The sequence below is a fragment of the Halomonas sp. GD1P12 genome, from assembly GCF_025725645.1.
Lineage (GTDB): Bacteria > Pseudomonadota > Gammaproteobacteria > Pseudomonadales > Halomonadaceae > Vreelandella.
Genome location: NZ_CP107007.1, coordinates 650,665 through 674,623, shown reverse-complemented (window position 1 = coordinate 674,623; position 23,959 = coordinate 650,665). Strand labels below are relative to the sequence as shown.

Here is a 23,959-nt window from a genome sequence, read left to right as displayed (position 1 = left end):
GATTACCTATCCTCGATGCTGTGTGCTGACGGCCTCGACCTCATCGGCATCGAGCCCTGCTTCTTCGAGCTCGTGATCGATGAAGCCCTTGCCACGGGCGTGTTTGACGATCTCCGGCAGGCGCAGTAGCTCGGCGATAATGAAAAGTACCGACGCTACCGGAATGGCGGATTGAGTGAGCTGCATCGAGATCGAGGGCAGGCTCACCATGTTCACTCCGTCGAGGATTAAAATGACCTGATAGCTCGCAAGACCCAGAAAGACGAAGAAACCAATGGTGATCGCCTCTGCCAGCAGCGCTATGGGCACTCGGATGGAGGGCGGACACATGTTGAGAACGCTGGGGCAGGTAATGTGGGCGCCTTTCGCAGCGGCCAGGGCCGTGCCGTAGTAGGTGACCCAAGCCAGCAGCACCGCCGCCAACTCGTCGTACCAGCTAAGCGGCGAACCCAGGTATCGGGTAACGAACCCGATGGTTACTACCCCGGCAAGCGCAATAACAAGCACCACCACGATCGCTTCAAGAAAGACAGAGTAGGCTTTCCTGAACCTGTCAAAAGTACTCATTGAAACCTCCGAGACCTGAAGCGCCTCGTTGAGAGGCGCTTGGCGTGATGATGGTTATTCGCGCAGCGCATTAACCTGATCGATCAATTCCTGGCCGTTGTCCACCTCGTTGGCGAACTTTTCATAGATGGGCTGGGAGGCCTCGGAAAACGCCTCGAAGTCTACGTCGTTTACTTCCATACCCGCCTCTTCCATGAGAACGAGAATCTCCTCGTCCAGCCGCGCGCCCTCCTCGAGCGCAAAGTCTTCCACTTCGACCGCAACTTCTTCCAACACCGTGCGTACCTCTTCGGGCAAACGATTCCAGCTCGCACCCGCTACCAGATAGGCCGGTGTGTAGACGTGGTTCGACATAGAGAGATACTCCTGCACTTCCTGGAAGCGCGAGGAGTAGGCCTGGATCAAAGGGTTTTCCTGGCCATCCATCGCGCCGGTCTGTAGAGCGACGAACACCTCGGAAAGCGACATGGGAGACGGCGCCGCGCCATAGCTTCTAAACATCTCGATACGCCAAACGCCGCTCGGGGTACGCAGCTTGATGCCGTCCAAATCCTCCGGCACTACTATCGGGCGAACGTTGTTGGTGATCTGTCTGAAACCGTTTTCCCATACGCCAAGCACCTCGAACCCACGCGCTTGGGCGGCCTCCGCCAACGGGCCACGAACGACCTCGTCGCGTACGCGCTTCATATGCTCGCGGTTTTCGATCAGATAAGGCATTTCGAACAGAGCGAACTGCGCGTCTTCAGAACTCATGACCGTCGAAGGAATGGTCAAATCCAGCGAGCCCAAGCGTAGCCGGCGAAGCATCGACTCATCGCTGCCCAACTGGCTATTGCCATAAACGCTTACCTCGGCCACCCCGTCGAGGCGCTCGTTAGCGAGTTCGGCAAAGCGGTTGGCGGTGATTTCAAACAGCGAGCCCGGCCCGCCAACGTGGCCAAGGCGAATTTCGGTTTCGGCAGATGCGCCAAACGCACCAAGGCTTAAGGAGATGGCCGCAGCCATGAATGCAGGTTTGAGGAATTTCATAGAGCACTCCGAGTGAATAGTTGTTGTTGTCTCGGTGCCGTCGCAGCAAGGCGTCGGCGGCACCTGGCGGGCGCTCGCTGGTAACCATGGGACTCAGCAAGCGTACTTTAACGTTATTAGTTGGATGTCCTTGCTCGTTCTGCCCTTACAATTTGAATTCAAAATTCAAAATTAGGTATTAAACTTTCGTCTTTGGATTGGACGATTTATTTTTTATCTTGAAAATTCAATAATTTAAAAATAAAAACGGCGCCGAATTCGGCGCCGTTTGCTTGATGAACCTGCTTAGGCGACGTCAGGGTTCGAGGCCAAACGCTAGATTGGCAGCCTCGATACCGGCGATCGCGACGCTTTGATCCTCCTCGGACGATGCGCCGCTCACCCCCACGGCACCGATAACGCGCTGCTGATCGTCCAGAATCGGTACGCCGCCGGCTACCGGTACTACCTGCCCTTGGGAAGCGGCGGCGACGCTTGCCAAAAATGCGGGGCGCTCCTGATTACGCGCCCCCATCACGCCGCTGGCAATCCCCATGCCAAGCGCTGCAAACGCCTTGCCATTGGCCACCGGAAAGCGTAGCGGCCCACAGCCGTCCTCTCGCTCAGCGGCCACCAGATGGCCACCGCCGTCCAATACCACCAGCGTGAGGGGGGGTAAATCGAACTCGCGTGCTTTATCGACGGCGCCTTCGAGAATGCGTTTTGCCTGGGAGCGGGTAAGCTGAACGCTTGCGAGATAAACGTTGCTGGGCATAAAAAACTCTCTTTTATCATTGTGATGGGACGAGTAAATCAGATTCTTGCGGGTCGTTATTTGTCACGAGGAGTCCAGTGAATTCATAATTATCTTTGCAGAACAGAAACCGCATCGCCACTATAGAAAAAAACACCATTCGCCGATTGACGCTTTCACAGGGCCGCTAGAAAGGCGTAAGTCAGAATAAAGGAGCGTGCCATGACCAAAATTCTACAGCGCCACTTGTATCGAGAGGTGGCCGACCGCATCGGCGATTTAATCGAGCACGGCGAGCTCGCGCCGGGAGAGCGTATCTCGGAAAGAGAGCTTTGCGAGCAGTTCGGCGTCTCGCGTACGCCGCTTCGCGAAGCGCTCAAGGTGCTGGCCGCCGAGGGGCTAATTCAGATTTTGCCCAATCGCGGCGCGCGCGTGGTACGCCTGACCTTCAAGAGCGTGAAGGATACCTACGATCTAATGGCGGCACTGGAGGGGCTGGCGGGTGAACTTGCCTGTCGACATATCGACGACAGTGAAATCAAACACATTCGCACGCTTCACGATGCCATGCTCGGGTACTACCACGCGCGCGATTTGAACAACTATTTCGATATGAACCGTCAGATTCACGAACGTATTCTGGCCGCTTCCGATAACCCGGTGCTACAGGAGACTTACAACAACCTGAGCCAACGGGTCAAACGCGTACGCTATTCCAAGAAGATGACCGAGCAGTTTTGGCGTCGTGCCGTTGACGACCACGAACAAATGATCACGGCGCTGGAAAATCGCGATAGTCAAAAACTGGGCGAAGTACTGCGCGAACACCTCTGCAATAAGATCGAGGTGGCGACGCTGGCCGGCGTCATAGGCGACGACGGCCAAAACGCGGCCAGCGCCTGAATCAACGCCACTCTTCAAGGCGCATCGCCGAGCGCTCCAACCGCTCGTTCTCGAGATCCAGCTCGCGCAAGAGCTCGGTGATGCTGGAAAGGTGCTCTAGCGCGACGCGCCGTGCGCCGTCGGCGTCGCCGGCGATGACGGTTTCGAAAAGTTGCTGGTGCTGGTGGTTGATCATCGCGCGCGGCGCCGGGCGGTGGTAAAGGTGCTTGACCGAGGCAAACACCGAGCTCAGCAGCAGATCCGTCAGGCTTTGCAGGGTGTGCACCAGCACCGGGTTGTGCGAGGCCTGGGAGATCGCCAGATGGAAAGCGTGATCAAAGCGCGCCAGCTGCTCTACGTCGATTGGCTCGGCGTGTTCGACGTACTCGGCCATCTCCTGATAGCGCCGGGTAATCAGCACGCGGTCCATCGAAGTGCCGCGGCGAGCGGCCAGGTACGCGGACTCCCCCTCCAGCAGCGAGCGCACTTCCAGCAAATCGAACAGCGTACGTGGATGGTCGCGAAACAGGTGCATCAGCGGCCCCTGCTGAGGCATGGGGAGCAGCGAGGCCACGACCGAACCGCGCCCCTGGCGGGTCTCGATGATGCTTTTACTGCGCAGAATGCGAAGGCCTTCACGCAGCGAGGCGCGAGAAACGCCCAGCCGCTCACATAGCCGGCGCTCGGAAGGCAGCAGCTGGCCCGGGCGAAACACCCCTTCAAGAATCAGCTCTTCGATTCTCGCTGCCACGTGCTCCGGGGCACGCCGGCCAAGCGAGGGTTCCATGAATGAGGATGTCACGCGGGTGTCTCCAACGGTAAAGGGGCGACCATCAACTGGTCAGACCATTGCACCACAGGCTGGACAGGTACACAAAAAAAGCTCAGATTAGCGGCTATCCCGTGACCTAGCGTTTTTAAAAAATCAGTACCCTAATAACAGGAGGGGATATGAATATCCTCTATGACGCGCGCCTCGACGGCGAGCTGATCGACCGTGACAAGCGCGAGGTGCTCACTGCCCTCGAGCGCGCCGCCCCGACGCTCACTCTGCTCTCTCGCGAAGAGGATCTACGCCCCTTTGAGTGCGACGGCCTGGCGGCCTACCGCGTGCTGCCCATGCTGGTGGCGCTGCCGGAAAACCTCGAGCAGGTCGAGGCGCTCTTGAAGTGTTGTTTCGAACTTGGCGTGCCGGTGGTGACTCGCGGCGCGGGCACCGGCCTTTCCGGCGGGGCGCTGCCGCTAGAACAAGGCGTTTTGCTGGTCATGTCGCGCTTCAACAAGATCATCGACGTCGACCCGGACGCCCGGCTTGCCCGGGTGCAGCCCGGCGTGCGCAATCTGGCGATTTCCGAGGCCGCCGCGCCTTTCGGGCTTTACTACGCGCCGGACCCCTCCTCGCAGATCGCCTGTTCGATCGGCGGCAACGTGGCGGAAAACGCCGGCGGCGTGCACTGTCTGAAGTACGGGCTGACCGTACATAACGTGCTGCGCGTCGACGTATTGACCATCGAAGGCGAGCACATGACGCTCGGCTCGGAGGCGTTTGATGCCCCGGGCTTCGATCTGCTCGCGCTGATCAACGGCTCCGAGGGCATGCTCGGCGTGGTCACCGAGATCACCGTGAAGCTTTTGCCCAAGCCCACCGTCGCCAAGGTGCTGATGGCGAGCTTCGACGATGTCGAGAAGGCCGGCCGCGCGGTAGGCGACATCATCGCCGCCGGTATCGTGCCCGGCGGGCTCGAGATGATGGACAAACTCGCTATCCAGGCCGCCGAGGACTTCGTGCGGGCGGGCTACCCGCTGGACGCCGAGGCGATCCTGCTGTGCGAACTCGACGGCGTCGAAGCGGACGTGGACGATGACTGCGAGACCGTGCGCCGGGTACTGGAAAAAGCCGGCGCTACCGACATTCAGCAGGCCAAGGACGAGGCCGAGCGGGCCAAATTCTGGGCCGGGCGCAAGAACGCCTTCCCTGCGGTGGGCCGCATGTCGCCGGACTACTACTGCATGGACGGCACCATTCCGCGCAAGGAGCTGCCGCGGGTACTCAAGGGCATCGCGGCGCTCTCTGAGGAGAGCGGTCTGAGGGTCGCCAACGTCTTTCACGCCGGTGACGGCAACATGCATCCGCTGATCCTGTTCGATGCCAACAAGGAAGGCGAGCTCGAGCTTGCCGAGGACGTGGGCGGCAAGATTCTGGAGCTGTGCGTCGCCGCCGGCGGCTCGATCACCGGCGAGCACGGCGTGGGTCGCGAGAAGATCAACCAGATGTGCAGCCAGTTCCAGGCCGATGAGATCACCGTGTTTCACGCGGTGAAGGCAGCGTTCGACGACAAGCGTCTGCTCAATCCGGGCAAGAACATCCCCACGCTTGCACGCTGCGCCGAGTTTGGCGCCATGCACGTGCACAACAACGATCTGCCCCACCCGGAGCTGCCGCGTTTTTAAAAAGGCCGCCGCGAACGAGAGAAAGGAATGACCATGACTGAACCAGCGACTGACCCAGCGACACGGGCGCCGGATCGCGATATCAGCGAGGCCCTTTGCCAGCAGGTGGCCAACGCCTACCAAAGCCGCGCGCCGCTGCGCATCAAGGGCGGCGACACTCGCGGCTTTTACGGCCGGCCGGTCGAGGGCATCACGCTCGATATGACCGAGCATAGCGGCATCATCACCTACGACCCGGTCGAGCTGGTCGTGACCGTGCGCGCCGGCACCCGCCTTGCCACACTCGAAGCCGCGCTCGCCGCAAAGCATCAAATGCTGCCCTTCGAGCCGCCGCGCTTTGGCCAGGCCAGTACCATTGGCGGCGCTGTCGCCACCGGCCTTTCCGGCCCGCGCCGCCCCTGGGCGGGCGCGGCGCGGGACTTCGTGCTCGGCTCTCACGTCATCACGCAAGAAGGCAAACTGCTGAGCTTTGGCGGCGAGGTGATGAAAAACGTCGCCGGCTACGACGTCTCGCGGCTGATGGCCGGCGCTCAGGGTACGCTCGGCGTGCTGGCCGATATCTCCTTCAAGGTATTGCCCCGGCCGGCGGCCACCGACAGCCTGCGCCTTGACGGCATGGGTATCGAGGACGCGCTAAGCACACTCTCCACGCTTGGCCGCGAGCCGCTGCCGATCACCGGCGCGGCCTGGCACCAGAACACGCTGTTCCTTCGCCTGGAAGGCGGCCAAAGCTCGGTGAAGGCGACCCGGGAGCGCCTGGGCGGAGAGCCGCTCGAGGATGCGTTCTGGACTCAGCTGCGCGACCACCAGCACGACTTCTTCACGCGGACCTCCGGCCAGGCACTCTGGCGCGCCTCGCTCCCGCCCCACACCGCGCCGCTCGATATCGACGTTGACGAGACGGATATTTTTTACGACTGGGCGGGCAGCCAGCGCTGGATCAAGACCCATGACGGTGAGGCGCTGCGCCGCGCCTGCCAGCAGGCCGGCGGCCACGCTACCTGCTTTACGCCCGCAGCCCAGGGCGGGGCGGACTCGCCCTTCATGCCGCTCGACCCGGTCGTCGAGAAGTATCACAAAAGGCTCAAGGCCGAGCTCGATACCCACGGTATTTTCAACCCGGGCCGGCTGTACGCGGGGCTTTAAGGAGAGCTTTCATGCAAACGCACTTTACCGATGCCGATCGCCAGAAACCCCATATCCAGGAAGCCGAGCGGATTCTTCGCACCTGCGTTCACTGCGGTTTTTGCAACGCCACCTGCCCCACCTACCAGCTGTTGGGCGACGAGCGCGACGGCCCGCGCGGGCGCATTTATCTGATGAAGGAGCTTCTTGAGAGCGCGGACGACGACAGCCAGGTGACCGAGGAGACACGCCTGCATCTCGACCGCTGCCTGACCTGCCAGAACTGCGAAACCACCTGCCCGTCCGGGGTCGAGTACCACAAGCTATTGAACATCGGCCGCGCGGAAATCGAGCGCCGAGTACCGCGCCCGGCCGCCGAGCGCGCCACTCGCTTCGCACTTAGAAAGATGATGGTCGAGCCCAAACGCTTCAAGGCGCTGTTAACACTCGGCCAGACCTTCAAGCCGCTGGTGCCGGGCCCGCTCAGAGCCAAGATGCCGCCGCCCCCGGTGGACGCCGGCAAGCGCCCGCAAAGCGCCCACACGCGCCAGATGCTGATTCTCGAGGGCTGCGTGCAGCCCGGGCTTTCGCCCAACACCAACGCCGCCACGGCACGGCTACTCGACCGGCTCGATATCGGCCTGACGCCGGTTCAGGAAGCGGGCTGCTGCGGAGCGATCGATTTCCACCTGAACGCCCAGGAAGCCGGGCGCGAGCGCATGCGCGCCAATATTGACGCCTGGTGGCCCCACGTCGAAAGTGGCATCGAGGCGATCGTTCAGACCGCCAGCGGCTGCGGGGCGTTTGTGAAAGAGTACGGCGAGATGCTGAAAGACGACCCCGCCTACGCCGACAAGGCGAAGCGCGTCAGCGCCCTGGCCCGGGATATCGTCGAGGTCCTGCGCGAGGAGCCGCTTGAGAAACTGAGCGTTCAAGCGCAAAAGCGCCTGGCATTTCACTGCCCCTGCACGCTGCAACACGCGCAAAAGCTTAACGGCGCGGTCGAAGGCGTGCTGACCCGGCTTGGCTTCACGCTCACGCCGGTGCAGGATAGTCACCTCTGCTGCGGCTCGGCAGGTACCTACTCGATCACCCAGCCGGAGATCGCGACCCAGCTTCGCGACAACAAGCTCGCGGCGCTGGAAGCCGGTGACCCGGAAATGATCGTCACCGCCAATATCGGCTGCCAAACCCATCTGGCGAGCGCCAACCGCACGCCGGTGCGCCACTGGGTCGAGGTCGTCGACGCCGCGCTCGCCTGATTGACCACTTGGCGCCTGCTCACGAAGCCGGGCGCCTGAATAATCGCTTACACGACAACGCAAAAGGAAACGCCGTATGAAAACCAAAGCCGTACTGGGTCACACCGATGTCAACCGCGTGCTCGACGCCGCGCAACAAGAGGCCGAACGCCAGGGCTGGGCAGTGACCATCGCCGTGGCCGACGACGGCGGCCATCTGCTGGGCCTTCGCCGCCTCGACGGCGCCGCCCCCTTCAGCGCCGATGTCGCCACGCACAAGGCGCGTAATGCCGCCATTGGGCGCAAAGAAACCCAGGTGTTCGAAGACATGATCAACGGCGGGCGCACGGCGTTTGTTTCCGCGCCGCTGACGGGCATGCTCACCGGCGGCGTACCGATCATGGTGGATGACCAGGTGGTCGGCTCCGTCGGCGTTTCCGGCGTCAAACCCGAGCAGGACGTTCAAATCGCCAAAGCCGGCGTGAGCGCGATTGGCTAAACGTCAGGCACACAAACACGATGACCCTGGGCCACGGCTCGGGGTTTTTTATGCATAAAGCGTGAATAGAGGGTATTCGAGCGCGAAAGGGCCCAAATCAATTGATAAAAACGAATTGGAGAGAAAAGATAAAGCAGGAAGGAAAAATCGATGGCGGACCGGACGAGACTCGAACTCGCGACCTCCGGCGTGACAGGCCGGCATTCTAACCGACTGAACTACCGGTCCACTTTTGGATCGACCATTTAAAGGCGGTTCAGAGGCGCTTTTAAATGGTGGGTGGTACTGGGTTCGAACCAGTGACCCCCAGCTTGTAAGGCTGGTGCTCTCCCAACTGAGCTAACCACCCAATAATCAACGCAGGCGCGCTTGATCATTTACTACATCAGGTTATCGTGGCGGACCGGACGAGACTCGAACTCGCGACCTCCGGCGTGACAGGCCGGCATTCTAACCGACTGAACTACCGGTCCGAATAGCGATAACTTGGCAATAAACGATGATGTGGCGGACCGGACGAGACTCGAACTCGCGACCTCCGGCGTGACAGGCCGGCATTCTAACCAACTGAACTACCGGTCCGCATTACATCAACTTTTACTGCTACACGTGCCAACCCATTAAAAATGGTGGGTGGTACTGGGTTCGAACCAGTGACCCCCAGCTTGTAAGGCTGGTGCTCTCCCAACTGAGCTAACCACCCGCTGGTCACGTGGCGCTGCATTCTACAGGGTTCGGGTTGGGTGTCAATACGCTGAAAGAATTTTGATTCAAATTAGCGTGTTGGCGACCAGGGCCCGAGGGCCTGCGAAAGCGCCGTCGAAGAATGCCGTAATTGCCCCCGGCGCGTCAATCAAAACTGTCATAATCTGACCCGAATCTCGCGCGAGGCTTTTCCCACCGGCGCTATTTAGCTCGGCGCCCGGCCAGGCTAGACTCGCCCAGGGCCTTGATGCCCTCTCGCGATCGATGGAATTCACTATGCAAACCGTACCACCCCGCACCGCTTCGCCCGTTTACAGCGATGTCTATAGCGATATTTACAACTACAAGGTCGTTCGCCAGTTCGCGATCATGGCCGTGGTGTGGGCGATCGTTGGTATGGGCGTGGGGCTGTTGCTGGCCGCCCAGCTGGTCTGGCCGGAGCTGAACCTGGGGCTTGCCTGGACGAGCTTTGGCCGGCTGCGCCCGCTGCACACGAATCTCGTAATCTTCGCTTTCGGCGGCTCGGCGCTGTTTGCCACTTCCTATTACGTGGTTCAGCGCACCTGCCAGACACGGCTCTATAGCGACCGGCTCGCCGCCTTCACCTTTTGGGGCTGGCAGGCGGTGATCGTCTCGGCGCTGGTATCGCTACCGATGGGCTACACCACCACCAAGGAGTACGCCGAACTCGAATGGCCGATCAGCATCGTGCTGGCGGTGGTGTGGATCTGCTACGCGATCGTGTTTCTGATGACGCTCAAGCGGCGTAGAACCTCGCACATCTACGTGGCCAACTGGTTCTTTGCGGCGTTCATTCTCACCATTGCGGTGCTGCATATCGTCAATAACGCCGCGCTTCCGGTCACGCCGATGTATTCGACTTCGCTCTACACGGGTGCGGTGGATGCCATGGTGCAGTGGTGGTACGGCCACAACGCGGTGGGCTTTTTCCTGACCGCCGGGTTTCTCGGCATGATGTACTACTTCGTGCCCAAACAGGCCGAGCGGCCGATCTACTCCTACCGGCTCTCCATCGTCCATTTCTGGGCGCTGATCATGATCTACATGTGGGCCGGCCCGCACCACCTTCACTACACGGCGCTGCCGAGCTGGGCGCAGTCGCTGGGCATGGTGATGTCGATCATACTGCTGGTGCCCTCCTGGGGCGGCATGATCAACGGCATCATGACGCTTTCGGGTGCCTGGCATAAGCTGCGCACCGACCCGATCCTGCGCTTTCTGGTCACCGCGCTGACCTTCTACGGGATGGCGACCTTTGAAGGCCCGATGCTGGCGATCAAGACCGTCAATGCCTTCTCCCACTACACCGACTGGAACATCGGTCACGTTCACTCCGGCGCGCTTGGCTGGGTAGCGATGATCACCTTCGGCTCGCTCTATCACATGATTCCACGCCTTTACGGGCGCACCGCCATGTACTCGACGCCGCTGATCGCGCTGCACTTTTGGCTCGCGCTGTGCGGCACGCTTTTGTACGTCATGGCGATGTGGGCCAATGGCGTCATCCAGGGGATAATGTGGCGCGCGGTCAACGCCGACGGCACGCTGATGTACCGCTTCGTCGATGCGGTCGAGGCGAGCCACCCGGGCTATCTCGTGCGCATGGTGGGTGGGCTTTTGTTTTTGGCGGGCACGCTGGTCATGGCGTTCAATGTCTACATGACGATCAAGGCCGCCTCGTCGCGCGCCGCGCTCGACCAGGCCGCTCACAACCAAGGCCCTCACAACCAGGCCCATCACGAAAAAGCCCGTCATCGGGAGGCCCGCCATGAAGCATGAGCTGGTCGAAAAAAACGCCGGGCTTCTGGGCGCGCTGATTCTGGTGGCGATCAGCTTTGGTGGGCTTGCCGAAATCGTGCCGCTGTTTTTTCAAAAGGACGTCACCGAGCCCGTCGAGGGGCTGACGCCGCTGACCGCGCTCGAGCTCGAAGGGCGCGATATCTACCGCCGCGAAGGGTGCGTGGGCTGCCATTCGCAGATGATCCGCCCGTTTCGCGCCGAAACCGAGCGCTATGGCCACTACAGTGTGGCCGGCGAAGGCCTTTATGAGCACAACTTTCTCTGGGGCTCCAAGCGCACCGGGCCGGATCTGGCCCGGGTCGGCGGGCGCTACAGCGACGCCTGGCACCGGGCGCATCTTTACAACCCGCGCGACGTGGTGCCGGAGTCGATCATGCCCGCCTACCCTTGGCTTTTCGAGCGCGAGCTCGACGGCGCCGACACGCCGGCCAAGATGCGTGCGCTCAAGCGTTTGGGCGTGCCCTACTCCGACGAGCAGATCGACGGCGCCCGCGCGGCGGTCGAAGGCACCCCGGAGATCACCGCGCTGGTGGCCTACCTACAGCAGCTCGGCACGGTGCTGGAGGGGACGCGCTAAATGACGACCGGCACCTTTCGCGGGCTGATCACCCTGCTGTTGATCATCGCCTTTATCGGCATCGTGCGTTGGGCCTACTCCCGGCGCCAGCACAAGGCGTTCGACGAGGCGGCGAATCTGCCCTTCGCCGACGACGAGCCGCACGACGAGCGGGAGGACTGCCGGTGAGCGATCTGTGGGACAACGCCCTGCCCGGTTTCTGGAGCGTCTGGGTGATCGCCTTGACGTTGATCACGCTGGTGCTGGTGGTCTGGGTGGTGGCGGCCAACGCCGGGCGCGACGCGACATCCAATGATGAGCCGCACTCTCATCGCACCACCGGTCACGAGGTCGACGGTATAGAGGAGTTCGATAACCCCATGCCGCGATGGTGGTTCTATCTGTTTGTGGCCACGGTGGTGTTTACCCTTGGCTACCTGGCACTCTACCCCGGCCTTGGCAACTTCAAGGGCCTTCTGGGCTGGAGCCAGCAGGCGCAGTGGGAAGAGGAGGTGGCCGCCGCCGAGGCGCGCTTCGGCCCGATCTTCGCCCGCTATCACGACGTACCGATTCCCGAGCTTGCCCAGAATGGCGAGGCCATGCAGATCGCCGGGCGGCTTTTCGCCAACAACTGCGCCGTGTGCCACGGCGTGGCTGCCCAGGGCGGTGACGGCTTCCCCAACCTGACCGACGACGACTGGCTCTACGGCGGCGAGCCCGAGGCGCTTCTCACCACGCTCACTCAAGGCCGGCGCGGCGTGATGCCCGCCTGGGCGCACCTGGGCGAGGAGGCCATTGAGGATTTGACCCAGCACGTGCTCGCACTCTCCGACCTGGAGCACGACGCCGCCCGCGCCCAAAGCGGCGCGCAGCGCTACGCAAGCTTTTGCGTGGCCTGCCACGGCGCCAACGGCACCGGCAACCAGGCCCTCGGCGCGCCGAATTTGACCAACGATATCTGGCTTTACCGCGCGCCAGACCAAAGCGTGGCGGATGCCATCCGCCAGACCCTGACCGAAGGAAGAAGCGGCGTGATGCCCGCCCAGGCGCCCTTCATCGGCGAGGCGCGCGTTCACCTGATCGCCGCCTACGTTTACAGCCTGCGGTTTAAAAACGCCGACGGCGATTAGGCGCGCATTTGTCGCACCCGCGTTTGGGCCTCGATCACCCAGGACAACGAACGCGCCCGCGATTGTTGTTATGATCAAACGCCAAGCGCCCTTCGAGCCCTTTTCGCGAGACCGAGTCTGATGCAGCCGATTCCCCTACAGGACGTCACCCCGCCGCCGGACACGTTTGGTGAAGCCGGTGTGCGCCTGCGCGGGCATCTTTACGTGCGCGAGAGCAAGGGGGTCTTTCAGGCGCTTCGCCGGCGGCTCAATGTGCTGTTGATGGGCGGCTTTTTTCTGCTGCCCTGGATCAATATTCAAGGCCGCCCGGCCCTCTGGCTCGACATACCCGGGCGCGAGTTCCACCTGATGAGCGCCACGTTCTACCCTCAGGAGTTCATCCTGCTGGCGCTTTTATTCATCGCCGCCGCCTTTGGACTGTTCTTCGTCACCCGGCTTTTAGGGCGGGTGTGGTGCGGCTATACCTGCCCGCAAAGCGTCTGGACGTTTCTGTTCATGTGGGTCGAGCACCGCCTGGAGGGCTCGCGCCATCGCCGCCTGCGCCGCGATAAAAAAGGCCCCGCCGTTTGGGCCCCGCGTAAGCTCGTCAAGCACGCGCTGTGGGCACTGATGGCGCTGGCCACCGGCATCACGATCGTGGGTTACTTCGCGCCGATCCGCACGCTCGCGCTCGACGTCGTGACGCTCGAGGCCGGTGGCTGGGCGCTGTTCTGGGTCGGCTTTTTTACCTTCTTCACTTATCTCAACGCCGGCTGGCTGCGCGAGCAGGTCTGCCTGCACATGTGTCCCTACGCACGCTTTCAGTCGGTGATGGTCGACCGCGACACGCTCACCGTGGCCTATGATACTGCCCGCGGCGAGCCGCGCGGGGGTGAGCCCACGTCCAAAGGCGACTGCGTCGACTGCCATCTGTGCGTACAGGTCTGCCCTACCGGTATCGACATACGCGACGGGCTGCAGTACGCCTGTATCCAGTGCGCGGCCTGCGTGGATGCCTGCGATACGGTCATGACGCGCCTTAACCGCCCCACGGGGCTGGTGGGCTACACCACCCAGAACCGCCTCGAGGGTCGTCCGGCGCCGCGCGCCTGGCGTTACCGAGCGGGGGCGCTTTTGCTGCTGGCGCTCACGCTCGCACTGCTTACGTGGGCGCTCACTCAGCGCGCGCCGGCAAGCCTCGAGGCCGAGCGCGCGCGCGGCACGCTCTATAGCGTCATCGAGGGCGGCGAGGTTCAAAACGTCTACCGGCTGACGGTGCGCAACCACGACCGCCAGGCGCATACCTACCGCCTGGGCATCGAGGCACTGGCCGGCGCCCGGCTCGACACCCGCGCGATCGAGGTGCCCGGCGGCGGCTCTACAAGCCGAGTCGTCAGCGTGAGTGCGCCCGCCGGTGTCTCCCCCAGCCAGCCGTTCAGCTTCGTGCTTGCCTCCGAGTCGGGCGAGCCGCTGGCGCGGCGGCCGGCGCGTTTTTTGAGCGGTGAGAGGAGATAAGCCATGTTCGAGCCCGCGCCGCCGCCCTGGTATCGTCAGTTCTGGCCCTGGTGCTTGCTGACGCTTTTGCTCTCGTCGATGCTGATGAGCGTGGCCTTTGCGGTCGTGGCGCTCAACACCTTCGACGGCATGGTGGTGCAGGAGGACTATTTCGAACACGGCAAGATGATCAACGCGGTGCTCGAAAAGGCCGAACGCGCCGAGGCGCTCAATCTTTCCGCGACGCTCTACGTCGACCCGGTGACCCAGGACGTGGTGCTCGACCTCGAAGGCCAGGCGCGACCGAGCGCACTGGCGCTCAGCCTGATTCACCCCACCCGGGACGAGCGCGACGTGCGCCTGACGCTGACCCACCGCCGGGGCGGCCATTACGTCGGCCAGGCCCCGGTGGGGCTTGCCTACCGGCGCTACGTGACGCTTGCGCCGAGCCAGGCGCCGGATTGGCGGCTCAACGGCGAGATTACCCTGCCAAGCGACGCCGCGGTACGTTTGGCCCCGGCGGGGGCGCCGTGAGCGCGGCGTGTTACCACTGCGGCGCGCCGGTGCCCGCCGGCGCCTCCTGGACGATCACCCTGGACGGTGCGGCCAAACCGCTTTGCTGCCCGGGCTGCGAGGCGGTGGCCCACGCCATCGTCGAAGGCGGGCTCGAAGGCTACTACCGCTACCGCACCGAGCTCTCCCCCCGCCCGGCGGACGACCGCGCCCGTGCCGAGACCTGGACGGCGTTCGATCACCCGGAGCTGCAGGCGCAGTTCGTTCATCCGCGCGAGCGCGATGTCAGCGCCACGTTGGCGGTGGAGAACATCACCTGCGCCGCCTGCGCCTGGCTGATCGAGCACCATCTGAACGCACTGGAAGGCATCACCGGCAGCGCGGTGAATCTGACCGAGCACCGCCTGCGGGTGAGCTGGGACCCGGCCATACTCGCGCCCTCACACATTTTTGCCGAGCTGGCCGCGATCGGCTACGAGGCCATGCCCTTCGAGCCGGACCGGGCGCTGGCCCGCCAGAAGCGGGAGGCGCGCATGAGCGTGCGCCGGCTGATCGTGGCCGCCGTGGGCATGATGCAGGTGGTGATGTTCTCGATCCCGCTCTACGTGGCGGGGCCAAACGAGCTTGGCGATCACTTCTTCGCGCTATTTCACTGGCTGTCGCTCTCGCTGACCACGCCGGTGGTAGCCTTCTCCGCCTGGCCGTTTTTTCGCGCTGCCGCCAGCGCGCTTGCCCACCGGCGGCTCACCATGGAGGTGCCGGTGGCACTCGCGCTGATGCTTGCCTATGGCGCCAGCGTCTACGCGGTGTTCAAGGGCCAGGGCGACGTCTATTTCGACTCCATCGCCATGTTCACCTTCTTTTTGCTGTTGAGCCGCCATATCGAAGCGCGCACCCGGCGCGCCGGCGGCAACGCGCTGAGCCACGCCCTTCCCGCCGCCGCGCTGCGCCTGGAGGACGACGGCGCGGAGCGGGTGGTGCCGGCGAGCCTTCTCAAGGCCGGCGAGCGGGTGAGAGTGAACCCGGGCGCCACGGTGCCCGCCGACGGCATCATCGAGCAGGGCGAATCGAGTCTCGATGAGTCGATGCTGACCGGTGAGTTTTTGCCGGTGACCAGACGCCCCGGCGGGTGCGTCATCGGCGGCAGCCAAAACGTGGAGAACGCGCTGATCGTGCGCGTCACCCACGCCGGGCGTGAGTCGACGATCAATAGCGTGCTCGACCTGACCGACCGGGCGTTCGCGCACCGCCCGCGGCTTGCGCGGCTTGCCGACACCATGGCGCACCGCTTCGTGCTGCGCCTTTTACTGGTCACGCTTTGCGTGTCCACCGCTTGGCTATTTATCGACCCTGACCGGGTGTTGTGGGTGACGCTTTCGGTACTGGTGGTCACCTGCCCCTGCGCACTGGCGCTGGCCGCGCCCACCGCACTGGCGACCGGCCACGCCGCGCTTTACCGGCGCGGCGTACTGATCACCCGGGCCGACGCGCTGGAGGCGCTTGCCGGCGTGACCCGCGTGGTGTTCGACAAGACCGGCACGCTTACCCACGGCGAGATGCGCCTGGCCGCGACTCAAACGCTCGGCGCGTTAAGCGAGCCCCACGCCCGGCAGATCGCCGCCGCCATCGAGGCGCACTCAGAACACCCGATCGCCTCGGCGTTTCGCCCGTTTCGCGAGCCGGCGCTCAGCGCCTGCGACGTCGTGCGTCACCCCAATCAGGGCCTTGGCGCCACGCTCGACGGCAAGCGCTGGCGCCTGGGTCGGGCGGCGTTCGCCGCGGGCGACATCACACCGCCCGGGCCCGGCCAGTGGCTGTTACTCAGCCGGGAAGGCGCCGACGGCGCTTATATCCCAAGCGCCTGGTTTCGCCTCGAAGACACCCTGCGGGACGACGCCGCCGAGACCGTGGCCAGGCTCCAGGCGCTCGGTCTCGACGTCGAGCTACTTTCCGGCGACGAGCGCGCTCCCGTCCAAGCGCTGGCCCAAACGCTCGGCATCACGACCTGGCAGGCCCGCGCCACGCCTGAAGAGAAGCTTGCGCGCATCCAAGCGTTACAGACCAAAGGCGAGCGGGTGTTGATGGTCGGCGACGGCATCAACGACGTACCGGTGCTGGCCGGGGCCGACGTGGCGCTGGCGATGAACGGCGCCACGGATCTGGCCCAGACCCGGGCCGACGCGCTGCTACTGAGCCCGCGTCTGGTCCGCGTGGTCGAGGCGCTCTCGCTTGCCCGTGCCACCCGCCGGGTGATGCGCCAGAACATCGCCTGGTCGGTCGCTTACAACGGTTTGGCGCTGCCGTTGGCCGCACTCGGCCTCGTGCCGCCCTGGCTTGCCGCGCTCGGCATGTCGCTGAGCTCGCTGGTGGTCGTCGGCAACGCCCTGCGGCTGAAACACGGCGCGCGCGGTCGCCGTCAGCATCTGCCCGCTCATCACTGGGAGCCCGCATGACGAGTCTTTATCTGTTGATTCCGCTGTCGCTTTTACTGCTGGCGCTGGCCGTCTGGGCATTTTTCTGGGCGGTGAGCAACGATCAGTTCGACGACCTCGACGGCCCCGCCCATCGCATCCTGTTCGATGACGACCTGGCCGCACCCCCCAGTCGCCGCCGGGCAAAAGCGCCCGCCGAGCGCGACGAGCCGCGCCGGTGAACCCCACCGGCTTCGATCTACCCCCGCTGCTTGCCGCCTGGGTATTTGGCCTGCTCGGCGGGGCCCACTGCATCGGCATGTGCGGCGGCATCATGAGTGCTTTGGCCTTTGCGGTGCCGCCGAGCATGCGCCGCCCCGCGCGCATGGCCGGGTTGATGCTGGGCTACAACCTCGGGCGCATCGCAAGCTACATGGTGGCCGGGACACTTGCCGCCGTGCTCGGCACGCTGGTCACCCTCGCCCCCGCCGCGCGAGTGGTGCTCGAGGCCTTCGCCGCGGTGATGCTAATCCTCATGGCGCTCTATATCGCCAACTGGTGGAAGGGGCTTTTGGCGCTGGAAGGGCTGGGGCGAAGGCTTTGGCGCGTCATCGAGCCGCTGGGCCGGCGGCTGATGCCGGTGGTGCGCCTGCCCCAGGCGGTGGCGCTCGGCGCGCTCTGGGGTTGGCTGCCCTGCGGGCTGGTGTACTCGATGCTCGCCTGGAGCATGGCCACCGCCGCCCCGGCCCAGGGGGCGCTGTTGATGGGCGCCTTTGGTTTGGGAACGCTGCCGGCACTGCTGGCTACCGGCCTGGCCGCGCGAGCGCTTTCAAACCTCATTCGCCACCCCGCGACCCGCACCCTGGCCGCGCTCGTCATCATCAGCTTCGCACTCTACCAGCTTGGGACGCTCTGGCCCCAGGCGGCGCATCACTGAGCGTTTGCCCGGCGCGTTTGTCGGGCTTTCTTGACCTGACGCAAGAAGCCGCCAAGCGCGCCGGGGTATCTTTTAGGCCGCCATCGAACGAACCTGGCGTTCGTTTCTCTGACCGGGAGCCTCCATGCCGACCTGCGCCCACGCAACCGCTGCCCCCTTTGCCCCCGTTTGGGACGAGGCGCTCGTGCGCCGCTACGACACGAGCGGGCCGCGCTACACCTCCTACCCAACGGCGCTGGCCTTTCACGACGGCTTTACGTGTGATGACTTCACCCAGGCGCTTTCGCGCAGCAACCCAAGCGGCCGGGCGCTTTCGCTCTACGTGCACATCCCGTTTTGCGAGAAGATCTGCTTCTACTGCGCCTGCAACAAGATCGCCACCAAAAACCGTCAGCTCGCCGAGCCGTACCTTTCACGCCTCGACCGGGAGATGGTGCTCGCCGCGCGCCACGTGGACACCTCGCGCCCGGTCGAGCAGCTTCACTGGGGCGGCGGCACGCCAACCTTTTTGACGCTGTCGCAAATGGGCGATTTGATCGATCGATTGGATGCCCGCTTCGGGCTCTCGAGCGACCCGCACCGCGATTACGCCATCGAGATCGACCCGCGCGAGGCGGACGTGTTCACCCTGCGCCATCTGCAGTCGCTCGGCTTCAACCGACTGAGCCTGGGTGTGCAGGACCTGGACCCGGACGTGCAGCGCGCCATCAACCGCGTCCAGCCAAGGCAGCTGACCGAAACGCTGATGGACGAGGCGCACCGGCTCGGCTTTGGCTCGCTCAACGTGGATTTGATTTATGGCCTTCCACGCCAGAGCGAGCGCCGCTTTGCCGATACGCTCTCTCAGGTGATCGAGCTGGGGCCGGCCAGGCTTTCGCTTTTCAACTACGCCCACCTGCCCGCGCGCTTCGCGCCGCAGCGGCGCATCGATGAAGCCGAGCTTCCCGGCGCTGACGAAAAACTCGCCATGTTGCGTAAAAGCATCGAAATGCTGGCCAGTGCGGGCTACGTGCATATCGGCATGGATCACTTCGCCCTGCCCGAGGACAGCCTGGCGATCGCCCAGCGCGAGGGCACGCTTGCGCGTAACTTCCAGGGCTACTCGAGCCACGCGCAGTGCGATCTGATCGGGCTGGGCGTGTCGGCCATTTCGCGTATCGATGACGTTTACGCGCAAAACCCGGTCAAGCTCGACGACTACGCCGCGGCGCTCGATGAGGGGCGACTGGCGACCTGCAAGGGCCTTCGCTTGAGCCAGGACGATCTGATTCGCCGCGCGGTGATCGAGCGGCTGATGTGCGATATGCGCCTGGACCTGGCCTTGATCAGCGCGCGCTTTGACATCGACGCCGAGGCTTACTTTGCTGATGCGCTGTCACGGCTCGCCCAGGCCGAACGTGACGGTTTGATCGAGCGCACGGGCGCGGTGTTGAACGTGACGCCAATCGGTCGGCTGTTGATCCGCCATCTGGCGATGGCCTTCGACGCTCATCTGTCGGCGCCGCTCGCCCAGCGCTACTCAAGAATCCTATAATGGGCACCTACGGTTTATAAGGAGATGGTAATGTCGACTCCCGCCCGCCAGCGCTCGGCGCTTTTGCAAGCCCCTCGCTGTCAGACCTGTAGCCTGAGCTCGCTGTGCCTGCCGCTGGCGCTTCAGATCGAGGATATCAGCCAGTTCGACGCGATCATTCGCCGCCGCGCGCCGCTCAAAAAGGGCGAGGCGCTGTTTCATCAGGGCGAGCGTTTTTCGAGCGTCTTTGCGGTGCGCTCGGGCAGTCTCAAGCAGGTCACCAGCGAAGGCTCGGGCTTCGAGCAGCTCACCAACTTCTACCTGCCAAGCGAGCTGGTGGGCCTCGACGGCATCGACGAAGAGACCTACCCGGGCAGCGTAATTGCGCTGGAAACCACCACCGTGTGCGAAATTCCCTTCAAGCATCTGGACACGCTTTCCGAGGAGCTTCCCGAACTCAGGACCCAGCTTTATCGCAGCATGAGCAAGGAGCTTCGCGACGACCGGCGCATGATGCGCCTTTTATCGCGCAAGACCGCCGACCAGCGCCTGGCGACCTTTCTCACGACGCTCTCGGATCGCTTTCGCCGCCGCGGCTACTCGCCCTACAGCTTTCGCCTCTCCATGGCGCGGGCGGATATCGGCAACTACCTTGGCTTGGCCGTCGAGACGGTCAGCCGCATTCTGAGCCGCCTTCAAAGCCAGCAGGTCGTCGCGGTATCCGGGCGGGAAGTGAACATTCTGGACATGGCCAGGCTCATTACCCTGGCCGATGAGGAAGCGGTAAACTGACGCTGGATCAGCCCAGGTTGAGCGCCGAAATACGCCCGGCCTTGAGTTCGGCCTGTTTGGCCTCGAGCCCCTGGAAGTCAAAAAGCGCGCGGTCGGCCAGCTGCGAAGGCGCCACGTTGGTGACCGCCTTGAACATGCTTTCGAGCCGACCCGGGAATTTCCTGTTCCACTCGGCGAGCATCTTCTTGACCTCCTGGCGCTGCATGTTCGGCTGCGAGCCGCACAGGTTGCAGGGAATGATCGGAAATTCCATCAGCCGCGAGAACTCGGCGATGTCCGCTTCCTTGCAGTAAGCCAGCGGGCGAATGACGATGTTCTTGCCGTCATCAGAGAGCAGTTTCGGCGGCATGGACTTTAGCGAGCCGCCGAAGAACATGTTCAAAAACAGCGTTTCGAGAATGTCTTCGCGGTGATGGCCCAGCGCGATCTTGGTCGCACCGATCTCTTCAGCGAAGCCGTAGAGCGAGCCGCGTCTGAGCCGTGAGCAGAGCGCGCAGGTCGTCTTGCCCTCCGGCGTTTTCTCCTTCACCACCGAGTAGGTATCGCGCTCGAGGATGTGGTACTCCACGCCCTGGGCGTCGAGGTAGCGCGGCAGCACGTGCTCGGGGAACCCCGGCTGCTTCTGATCGAGATTCACCGCCACCAGCGAAAAGTTCACCGGCGCGTTGCGCTGCAGATTGCGCAAAATCTCGAGCATGGTGTAGCTGTCCTTGCCGCCGGACAGGCACACCATCACCCGGTCGCCTTCGTCGATCATGTTGTAATCGAGAATGGCGTTGCCGACCTCGCGCCGAAGCCTTTTCTGCAACTTGTTGAATTCGCGCTTCTGTTTGACGTCGTGAAGCTCGGCTGAACCGTTGGACGCGACAGCTTCCAACGCGACGGGGTCGAAGTGATCGGGTTGCTGCATGGTGTACGCACTGCCGGTGATGAGGATAAGGCGCTCATTCTATCAAGACTCCCGCCCCCACCCAATAACGTCGAGCGCCGCTCACGCCTCGAGCGCGGCGTCGCGCGTAAGACGCATGTATAAAAGCGCGCAGGCGCTCGCCTCGCCCAGAAGCGACGTCGCACCGGGGGGCGTCAGCCGCGCATGGCGAAGCGCCTGGTCGAGATCCGGCGCCAGCCGGGGGTCGATCGACGAGCGCTTCTGACGGCGCTGGTAGAGGCGTTCGATATCGACCTGGGCGTTGGGCAGCTCGAAACCCAGCCGCTGGTCGAACAGCCGGTTGACCGGCCCAAGCGTTTGATCGAGCCCCCACCCAACGACCGGACGATTGCCAATGAACTCGGCGAGCGTGGCGATGTTTTCCGCCGTGGGCGCCATGAGCGCCGGGGTCGGATGCTCCACCTGGTGGCGGCGCAGCGCACGCCTTGCCACCGTGTGGCGATCGGCAAGCGTTGCCACCCAGGCGTTTTGGGTCAGCACGCGGCGCTCGTTGAACACCACTGCGGCCACGCTCAAAATCGGATCGGTCGGGGCGAAGCGAAACGCCAGCGCCACCAGCTCCTCGCCAAGATAAGGATGGAACAGCCACTCGAAGGGCGAACCGGCCAGCCGTCGGCGGTCGCTCTCGCGCTTGAACAAGCTACGCAGCGAGCCGCCAAAGAGTGAAAAGTGTCGAGTCGTCAATTGCATACCGCTATGAGTACTCCAGGTGGTATCGGTGGGTCAGGCGCGCCTTGAACTCCTTGACGATGTGCAGCGCCTCGCGCAGCAGGTCGCGCTCGAGCGACGACAGGCTCTGCACCACCACGTGGTTGGCGAGCGCCGCCTGGCCGTTTGGGGCCGCCAACTGCTGGCGCAGGCGAAGCTCGCTGAAAAGCGCCAGCGCCTCGCCCAGGTCCTCGGCGAAGCGATGTTCCAGCCGGCCGTCGGCCACCAGCGCCTCGAGGCGCTCGAAGGTGCTTTCGGCGTCGATGCGCCGCTCCAGCGCCATGGTGCGCACGCCATGCACGATAGGAAAAATCCCGCCCTTTTTGATGTCGATGCCGTGCTCGCGCTTTTTCAACGAGCCGAACAGCGTCAGCGGCGTGGAAAAACTCAGCGCCGCCCGCGCCAGATAGCTCAGCAAAAGCTCATCGTCGGCGCAGCGCGCGTAGAGCGCCTGGCGCACGCGCCGGGCAAGCTCGGCGTTGCCGGCCACGGCCCGGGCGTCGAGCATGATGGCAAGCTTCATGAGGCTGTCGCCGTCGCGCTTCTCGGCCCAGCGCTCGATCCGCGCCTGCCAGGTCGCCACGCTCCCGACCCACTCGGGGTTGGAAACCATGATGTTACCCGGGCACGGCGGGTAGCCCAGCTCGACCAGCGTACGGGTGAGCGCCTGCATCGCCGCCGACGCCTCTGGCCAGCTGGCGTCGTCCGCAAGAATCAGGGCGTTGTCCTGGTCGGTTTTGAGAATCTGCTCGCCGCGGCCTTCGCTGCCCATCACCACCAGACAGCACCGCTGCGTAGGGGCGTCCGGCGCGCCAAAGCCGAAAGCCTTGTGATGGATGCGGGCGTTGAGCGCCGCCAGAAGTTCCATGACGAAACGAAGCTTCACCCCCTGGGCCATTAGCGCCCGCACGAGCTCCGGGGTGCGTCGGCTCGCCTGGGCAAGCGCCTTCAAGTCGCCGGCCTTTTCGATTTGAAGCCCCACCACGTAGCTGCGGCTCGAAAAGTAGCTCAGCACGTCGGGAAGCTCGACGATGCCGGCCAGGGCTTCGCCGTCCATCACGACCACGCGCGCGATCTGGTGGCGCGTCATCAGCACCAGCGCCTCGAACAGGTACTGCTGCGGGGTAACGGTGACCAGCCCCGTGGGCGTCAGCGCCTCGAGCGGCGTCGATGCCGGCGTTTTCTCCACCGCTAACGCACGCAGCAGATCCGTTTTGGTCACCATGGCGTAGCCGCCTTTTGCGCTTACCAGCAGGCTGTCGGCCTGCTGCGCCAGCAGCGTATGCACCGCCTGCTGGAGCGGCTCGCGGGCGTCGAGCACAAGCGGGGCGCGCATGCACTCACTCACCCGCGCCAGCATGAAGCCGGCCATGGTGATGCCGTCCACTGCGCGGCGCTCGGCCAAAAGTTGGGTCTTGTGGGCAAGCGTCTCCCGGAAAAATGCCTCGAAGGCCGGGTAGTGCTGACAAAGCGCGCTGAACGTCTGCTTTTGCAACACGTAGCAAAGCGTCTCCTGCTCTGCTTCGAAGCGGTAGCGACTCTTGCCGTTCAAAAGGCTGATCGCTCCGAACACATCACCTTCGGTGTAGTGGCCGATACGTGTCCGGGCTGCGGGCTCTGCCGGGTCGAGCTCGGCGACCTCGCCCTTGTGAATGATGAAAACGCCTTCGCCGGGCTGACCGGCCTCGAGAATGACGTCACCGGTATCGAAATAGGCGAGATCGAGTCCGTCGCGCACCCGCGCCGTGCCCGCTTCGTCGAGCAGGGAAAACGGCAGTTTTGAAAGGTCGACCTCGATCATGCGTCACCTGCTTAAAAAGCCACGCTCGCGCTGGATCCGACAATGGGAAAACGTTCGACCAGTGATGCGAGCTGGTTAAACCGTGTATACCCGCGGATAGTGCGGCGTTAGCGCTGATTG

At 63.6% G+C, this 23,959-nt stretch carries 23 protein-coding genes and 5 tRNA genes; 16 read left to right on the top strand and 12 right to left on the bottom strand.

Annotated features, from left to right (window positions below):
* Nucleotides 1-6 precede the first annotated feature (6 nt).
* The 3 genes from OCT39_RS03200 to OCT39_RS03190 form a co-directional block, all read right to left on the bottom strand.
* On the bottom strand, nucleotides 7-567 hold the full coding sequence (locus OCT39_RS03200; RefSeq protein WP_263586250.1) for a TRAP transporter small permease: 561 nt from the start codon (nucleotides 565-567) through the stop codon (nucleotides 7-9).
* A gap of 54 nt (nucleotides 568-621) precedes the next feature.
* Nucleotides 622-1,599 carry a TRAP transporter substrate-binding protein gene (locus tag OCT39_RS03195; RefSeq protein WP_263586249.1) on the bottom strand — a complete coding sequence of 326 codons (978 nt, stop codon included), beginning with the start codon at nucleotides 1,597-1,599 and terminating at the stop codon, nucleotides 622-624.
* A 295-nt stretch (nucleotides 1,600-1,894) separates the two neighbouring features.
* Nucleotides 1,895-2,353 (bottom strand): GlcG/HbpS family heme-binding protein, encoded by a 459-nt coding sequence (locus tag OCT39_RS03190; RefSeq protein ID WP_263586248.1) that lies wholly within the window; start codon nucleotides 2,351-2,353, stop codon nucleotides 1,895-1,897.
* A gap of 201 nt (nucleotides 2,354-2,554) precedes the next feature.
* On the opposite strand from OCT39_RS03190, the gene OCT39_RS03185 reads away from it, so the two are divergent.
* Nucleotides 2,555-3,235 carry a GntR family transcriptional regulator gene (locus OCT39_RS03185; RefSeq protein ID WP_263586247.1) on the top strand — a complete coding sequence of 227 codons (681 nt, stop codon included), beginning with the start codon at nucleotides 2,555-2,557 and terminating at the stop codon, nucleotides 3,233-3,235.
* A gap of 1 nt (nucleotide 3,236) precedes the next feature.
* Here the strand turns inward: OCT39_RS03185 and glcC are convergent, their stop codons facing one another.
* Nucleotides 3,237-4,001, bottom strand: coding sequence for a transcriptional regulator GlcC (glcC, locus tag OCT39_RS03180; RefSeq protein ID WP_263587286.1), 765 nt, complete (start codon nucleotides 3,999-4,001; stop codon nucleotides 3,237-3,239).
* A gap of 164 nt (nucleotides 4,002-4,165) precedes the next feature.
* Here glcC and glcD point away from each other — a divergent pair, with 164 nt between their 5' ends.
* The 4 genes from glcD (at nucleotide 4,166) to OCT39_RS03160 (ending at nucleotide 8,530) form a co-directional block, all read left to right on the top strand.
* Nucleotides 4,166-5,665, top strand: a complete 1,500-nt coding sequence (glcD, locus tag OCT39_RS03175) for a glycolate oxidase subunit GlcD (RefSeq protein WP_263586246.1) — start codon at nucleotides 4,166-4,168, stop codon at nucleotides 5,663-5,665.
* 33 nt (nucleotides 5,666-5,698) lie between these two features.
* Nucleotides 5,699-6,811: a glycolate oxidase subunit GlcE gene (gene glcE / locus OCT39_RS03170; protein ID WP_263586245.1), complete on the top strand. Its 1,113-nt coding sequence runs from the start codon at nucleotides 5,699-5,701 to the stop codon at nucleotides 6,809-6,811.
* 11 nt (nucleotides 6,812-6,822) lie between these two features.
* Nucleotides 6,823-8,052, top strand: a complete 1,230-nt coding sequence (gene glcF / locus OCT39_RS03165) for a glycolate oxidase subunit GlcF (RefSeq protein ID WP_263586244.1) — start codon at nucleotides 6,823-6,825, stop codon at nucleotides 8,050-8,052.
* 76 nt (nucleotides 8,053-8,128) lie between these two features.
* The gene (locus OCT39_RS03160) at nucleotides 8,129-8,530 is read left to right on the top strand and encodes a heme-binding protein (RefSeq protein WP_263586243.1); all 402 of its coding nucleotides are present in this window, start codon (nucleotides 8,129-8,131) and stop codon (nucleotides 8,528-8,530) included.
* Between the two features lie 151 nt (nucleotides 8,531-8,681).
* On the opposite strand, the gene OCT39_RS03155 is transcribed toward OCT39_RS03160, so the two are convergent.
* The 5 genes from OCT39_RS03155 to OCT39_RS03135 form a co-directional block, all read right to left on the bottom strand.
* Nucleotides 8,682-8,758: transfer RNA gene (locus OCT39_RS03155), tRNA-Asp, on the bottom strand.
* A gap of 45 nt (nucleotides 8,759-8,803) precedes the next feature.
* Nucleotides 8,804-8,879, bottom strand: a tRNA-Val gene (locus OCT39_RS03150).
* A 47-nt stretch (nucleotides 8,880-8,926) separates the two neighbouring features.
* A tRNA-Asp gene (locus OCT39_RS03145) sits at nucleotides 8,927-9,003 on the bottom strand.
* Between the two features lie 32 nt (nucleotides 9,004-9,035).
* Nucleotides 9,036-9,112 (bottom strand) — tRNA-Asp (locus OCT39_RS03140).
* Nucleotides 9,113-9,157: 45 nt separating this feature from the next.
* Nucleotides 9,158-9,233 (bottom strand) — tRNA-Val (locus OCT39_RS03135).
* A 278-nt stretch (nucleotides 9,234-9,511) separates the two neighbouring features.
* Here OCT39_RS03135 and ccoN point away from each other — a divergent pair.
* The 11 genes from ccoN (at nucleotide 9,512) to fnr (ending at nucleotide 20,381) form a co-directional block, all read left to right on the top strand.
* Nucleotides 9,512-11,035 carry a cytochrome-c oxidase, cbb3-type subunit I gene (ccoN, locus tag OCT39_RS03130; RefSeq protein ID WP_263586242.1) on the top strand — a complete coding sequence of 508 codons (1,524 nt, stop codon included), beginning with the start codon at nucleotides 9,512-9,514 and terminating at the stop codon, nucleotides 11,033-11,035.
* Nucleotides 11,025-11,633, top strand: a complete 609-nt coding sequence (gene ccoO / locus OCT39_RS03125) for a cytochrome-c oxidase, cbb3-type subunit II (RefSeq protein WP_263586241.1) — start codon at nucleotides 11,025-11,027, stop codon at nucleotides 11,631-11,633. Before ccoN ends, ccoO begins: the two co-directional genes overlap by 11 nt.
* On the top strand, nucleotides 11,634-11,801 hold the full coding sequence (locus OCT39_RS03120) for a cbb3-type cytochrome oxidase subunit 3 (RefSeq protein WP_263586240.1): 168 nt from the start codon (nucleotides 11,634-11,636) through the stop codon (nucleotides 11,799-11,801).
* Nucleotides 11,798-12,742, top strand: coding sequence for a cytochrome-c oxidase, cbb3-type subunit III (gene ccoP, locus OCT39_RS03115; protein WP_263586239.1), 945 nt, complete (start codon nucleotides 11,798-11,800; stop codon nucleotides 12,740-12,742). The genes OCT39_RS03120 and ccoP overlap by 4 nt, the downstream gene beginning before the upstream one ends.
* Before the next feature lie 120 nt (nucleotides 12,743-12,862).
* The gene (gene ccoG / locus OCT39_RS03110; RefSeq protein ID WP_263586238.1) at nucleotides 12,863-14,236 is read left to right on the top strand and encodes a cytochrome c oxidase accessory protein CcoG; all 1,374 of its coding nucleotides are present in this window, start codon (nucleotides 12,863-12,865) and stop codon (nucleotides 14,234-14,236) included.
* 3 nt (nucleotides 14,237-14,239) lie between these two features.
* The gene (locus OCT39_RS03105; RefSeq protein ID WP_263586237.1) at nucleotides 14,240-14,749 is read left to right on the top strand and encodes a FixH family protein; all 510 of its coding nucleotides are present in this window, start codon (nucleotides 14,240-14,242) and stop codon (nucleotides 14,747-14,749) included.
* Entirely contained in the window at nucleotides 14,746-17,181 is a 2,436-nt protein-coding gene (locus OCT39_RS03100; protein WP_263586236.1) for a heavy metal translocating P-type ATPase, read from the top strand. The genes OCT39_RS03105 and OCT39_RS03100 overlap by 4 nt, the downstream gene beginning before the upstream one ends.
* The gene (gene ccoS / locus OCT39_RS03095) at nucleotides 17,178-17,381 is read left to right on the top strand and encodes a cbb3-type cytochrome oxidase assembly protein CcoS (protein ID WP_263586235.1); all 204 of its coding nucleotides are present in this window, start codon (nucleotides 17,178-17,180) and stop codon (nucleotides 17,379-17,381) included. Before OCT39_RS03100 ends, ccoS begins: the two co-directional genes overlap by 4 nt.
* Nucleotides 17,378-18,076 (top strand): sulfite exporter TauE/SafE family protein, encoded by a 699-nt coding sequence (locus OCT39_RS03090; protein ID WP_263586234.1) that lies wholly within the window; start codon nucleotides 17,378-17,380, stop codon nucleotides 18,074-18,076. Before ccoS ends, OCT39_RS03090 begins: the two co-directional genes overlap by 4 nt.
* 124 nt (nucleotides 18,077-18,200) lie before the next feature.
* Entirely contained in the window at nucleotides 18,201-19,610 is a 1,410-nt protein-coding gene (gene hemN / locus OCT39_RS03085) for an oxygen-independent coproporphyrinogen III oxidase (RefSeq protein ID WP_263586233.1), read from the top strand.
* A gap of 30 nt (nucleotides 19,611-19,640) precedes the next feature.
* Nucleotides 19,641-20,381 carry a fumarate/nitrate reduction transcriptional regulator Fnr gene (gene fnr / locus OCT39_RS03080; protein ID WP_263586232.1) on the top strand — a complete coding sequence of 247 codons (741 nt, stop codon included), beginning with the start codon at nucleotides 19,641-19,643 and terminating at the stop codon, nucleotides 20,379-20,381.
* A 7-nt stretch (nucleotides 20,382-20,388) separates the two neighbouring features.
* Here the strand turns inward: fnr and ttcA are convergent, their stop codons facing one another.
* The 3 genes from ttcA to OCT39_RS03065 form a co-directional block, all read right to left on the bottom strand.
* On the bottom strand, nucleotides 20,389-21,291 hold the full coding sequence (ttcA, locus tag OCT39_RS03075) for a tRNA 2-thiocytidine(32) synthetase TtcA (RefSeq protein ID WP_263586231.1): 903 nt from the start codon (nucleotides 21,289-21,291) through the stop codon (nucleotides 20,389-20,391).
* Between the two features lie 81 nt (nucleotides 21,292-21,372).
* Nucleotides 21,373-22,020, bottom strand: coding sequence for a DNA polymerase III subunit epsilon (locus OCT39_RS03070; RefSeq protein ID WP_263586230.1), 648 nt, complete (start codon nucleotides 22,018-22,020; stop codon nucleotides 21,373-21,375).
* 4 nt (nucleotides 22,021-22,024) lie between these two features.
* A complete protein-coding gene (locus OCT39_RS03065) occupies nucleotides 22,025-23,839 on the bottom strand; it encodes a putative nucleotidyltransferase substrate binding domain-containing protein (protein ID WP_263586229.1) in 1,815 nt (604 codons plus the stop codon).
* Nucleotides 23,840-23,959 lie beyond the last annotated feature (120 nt).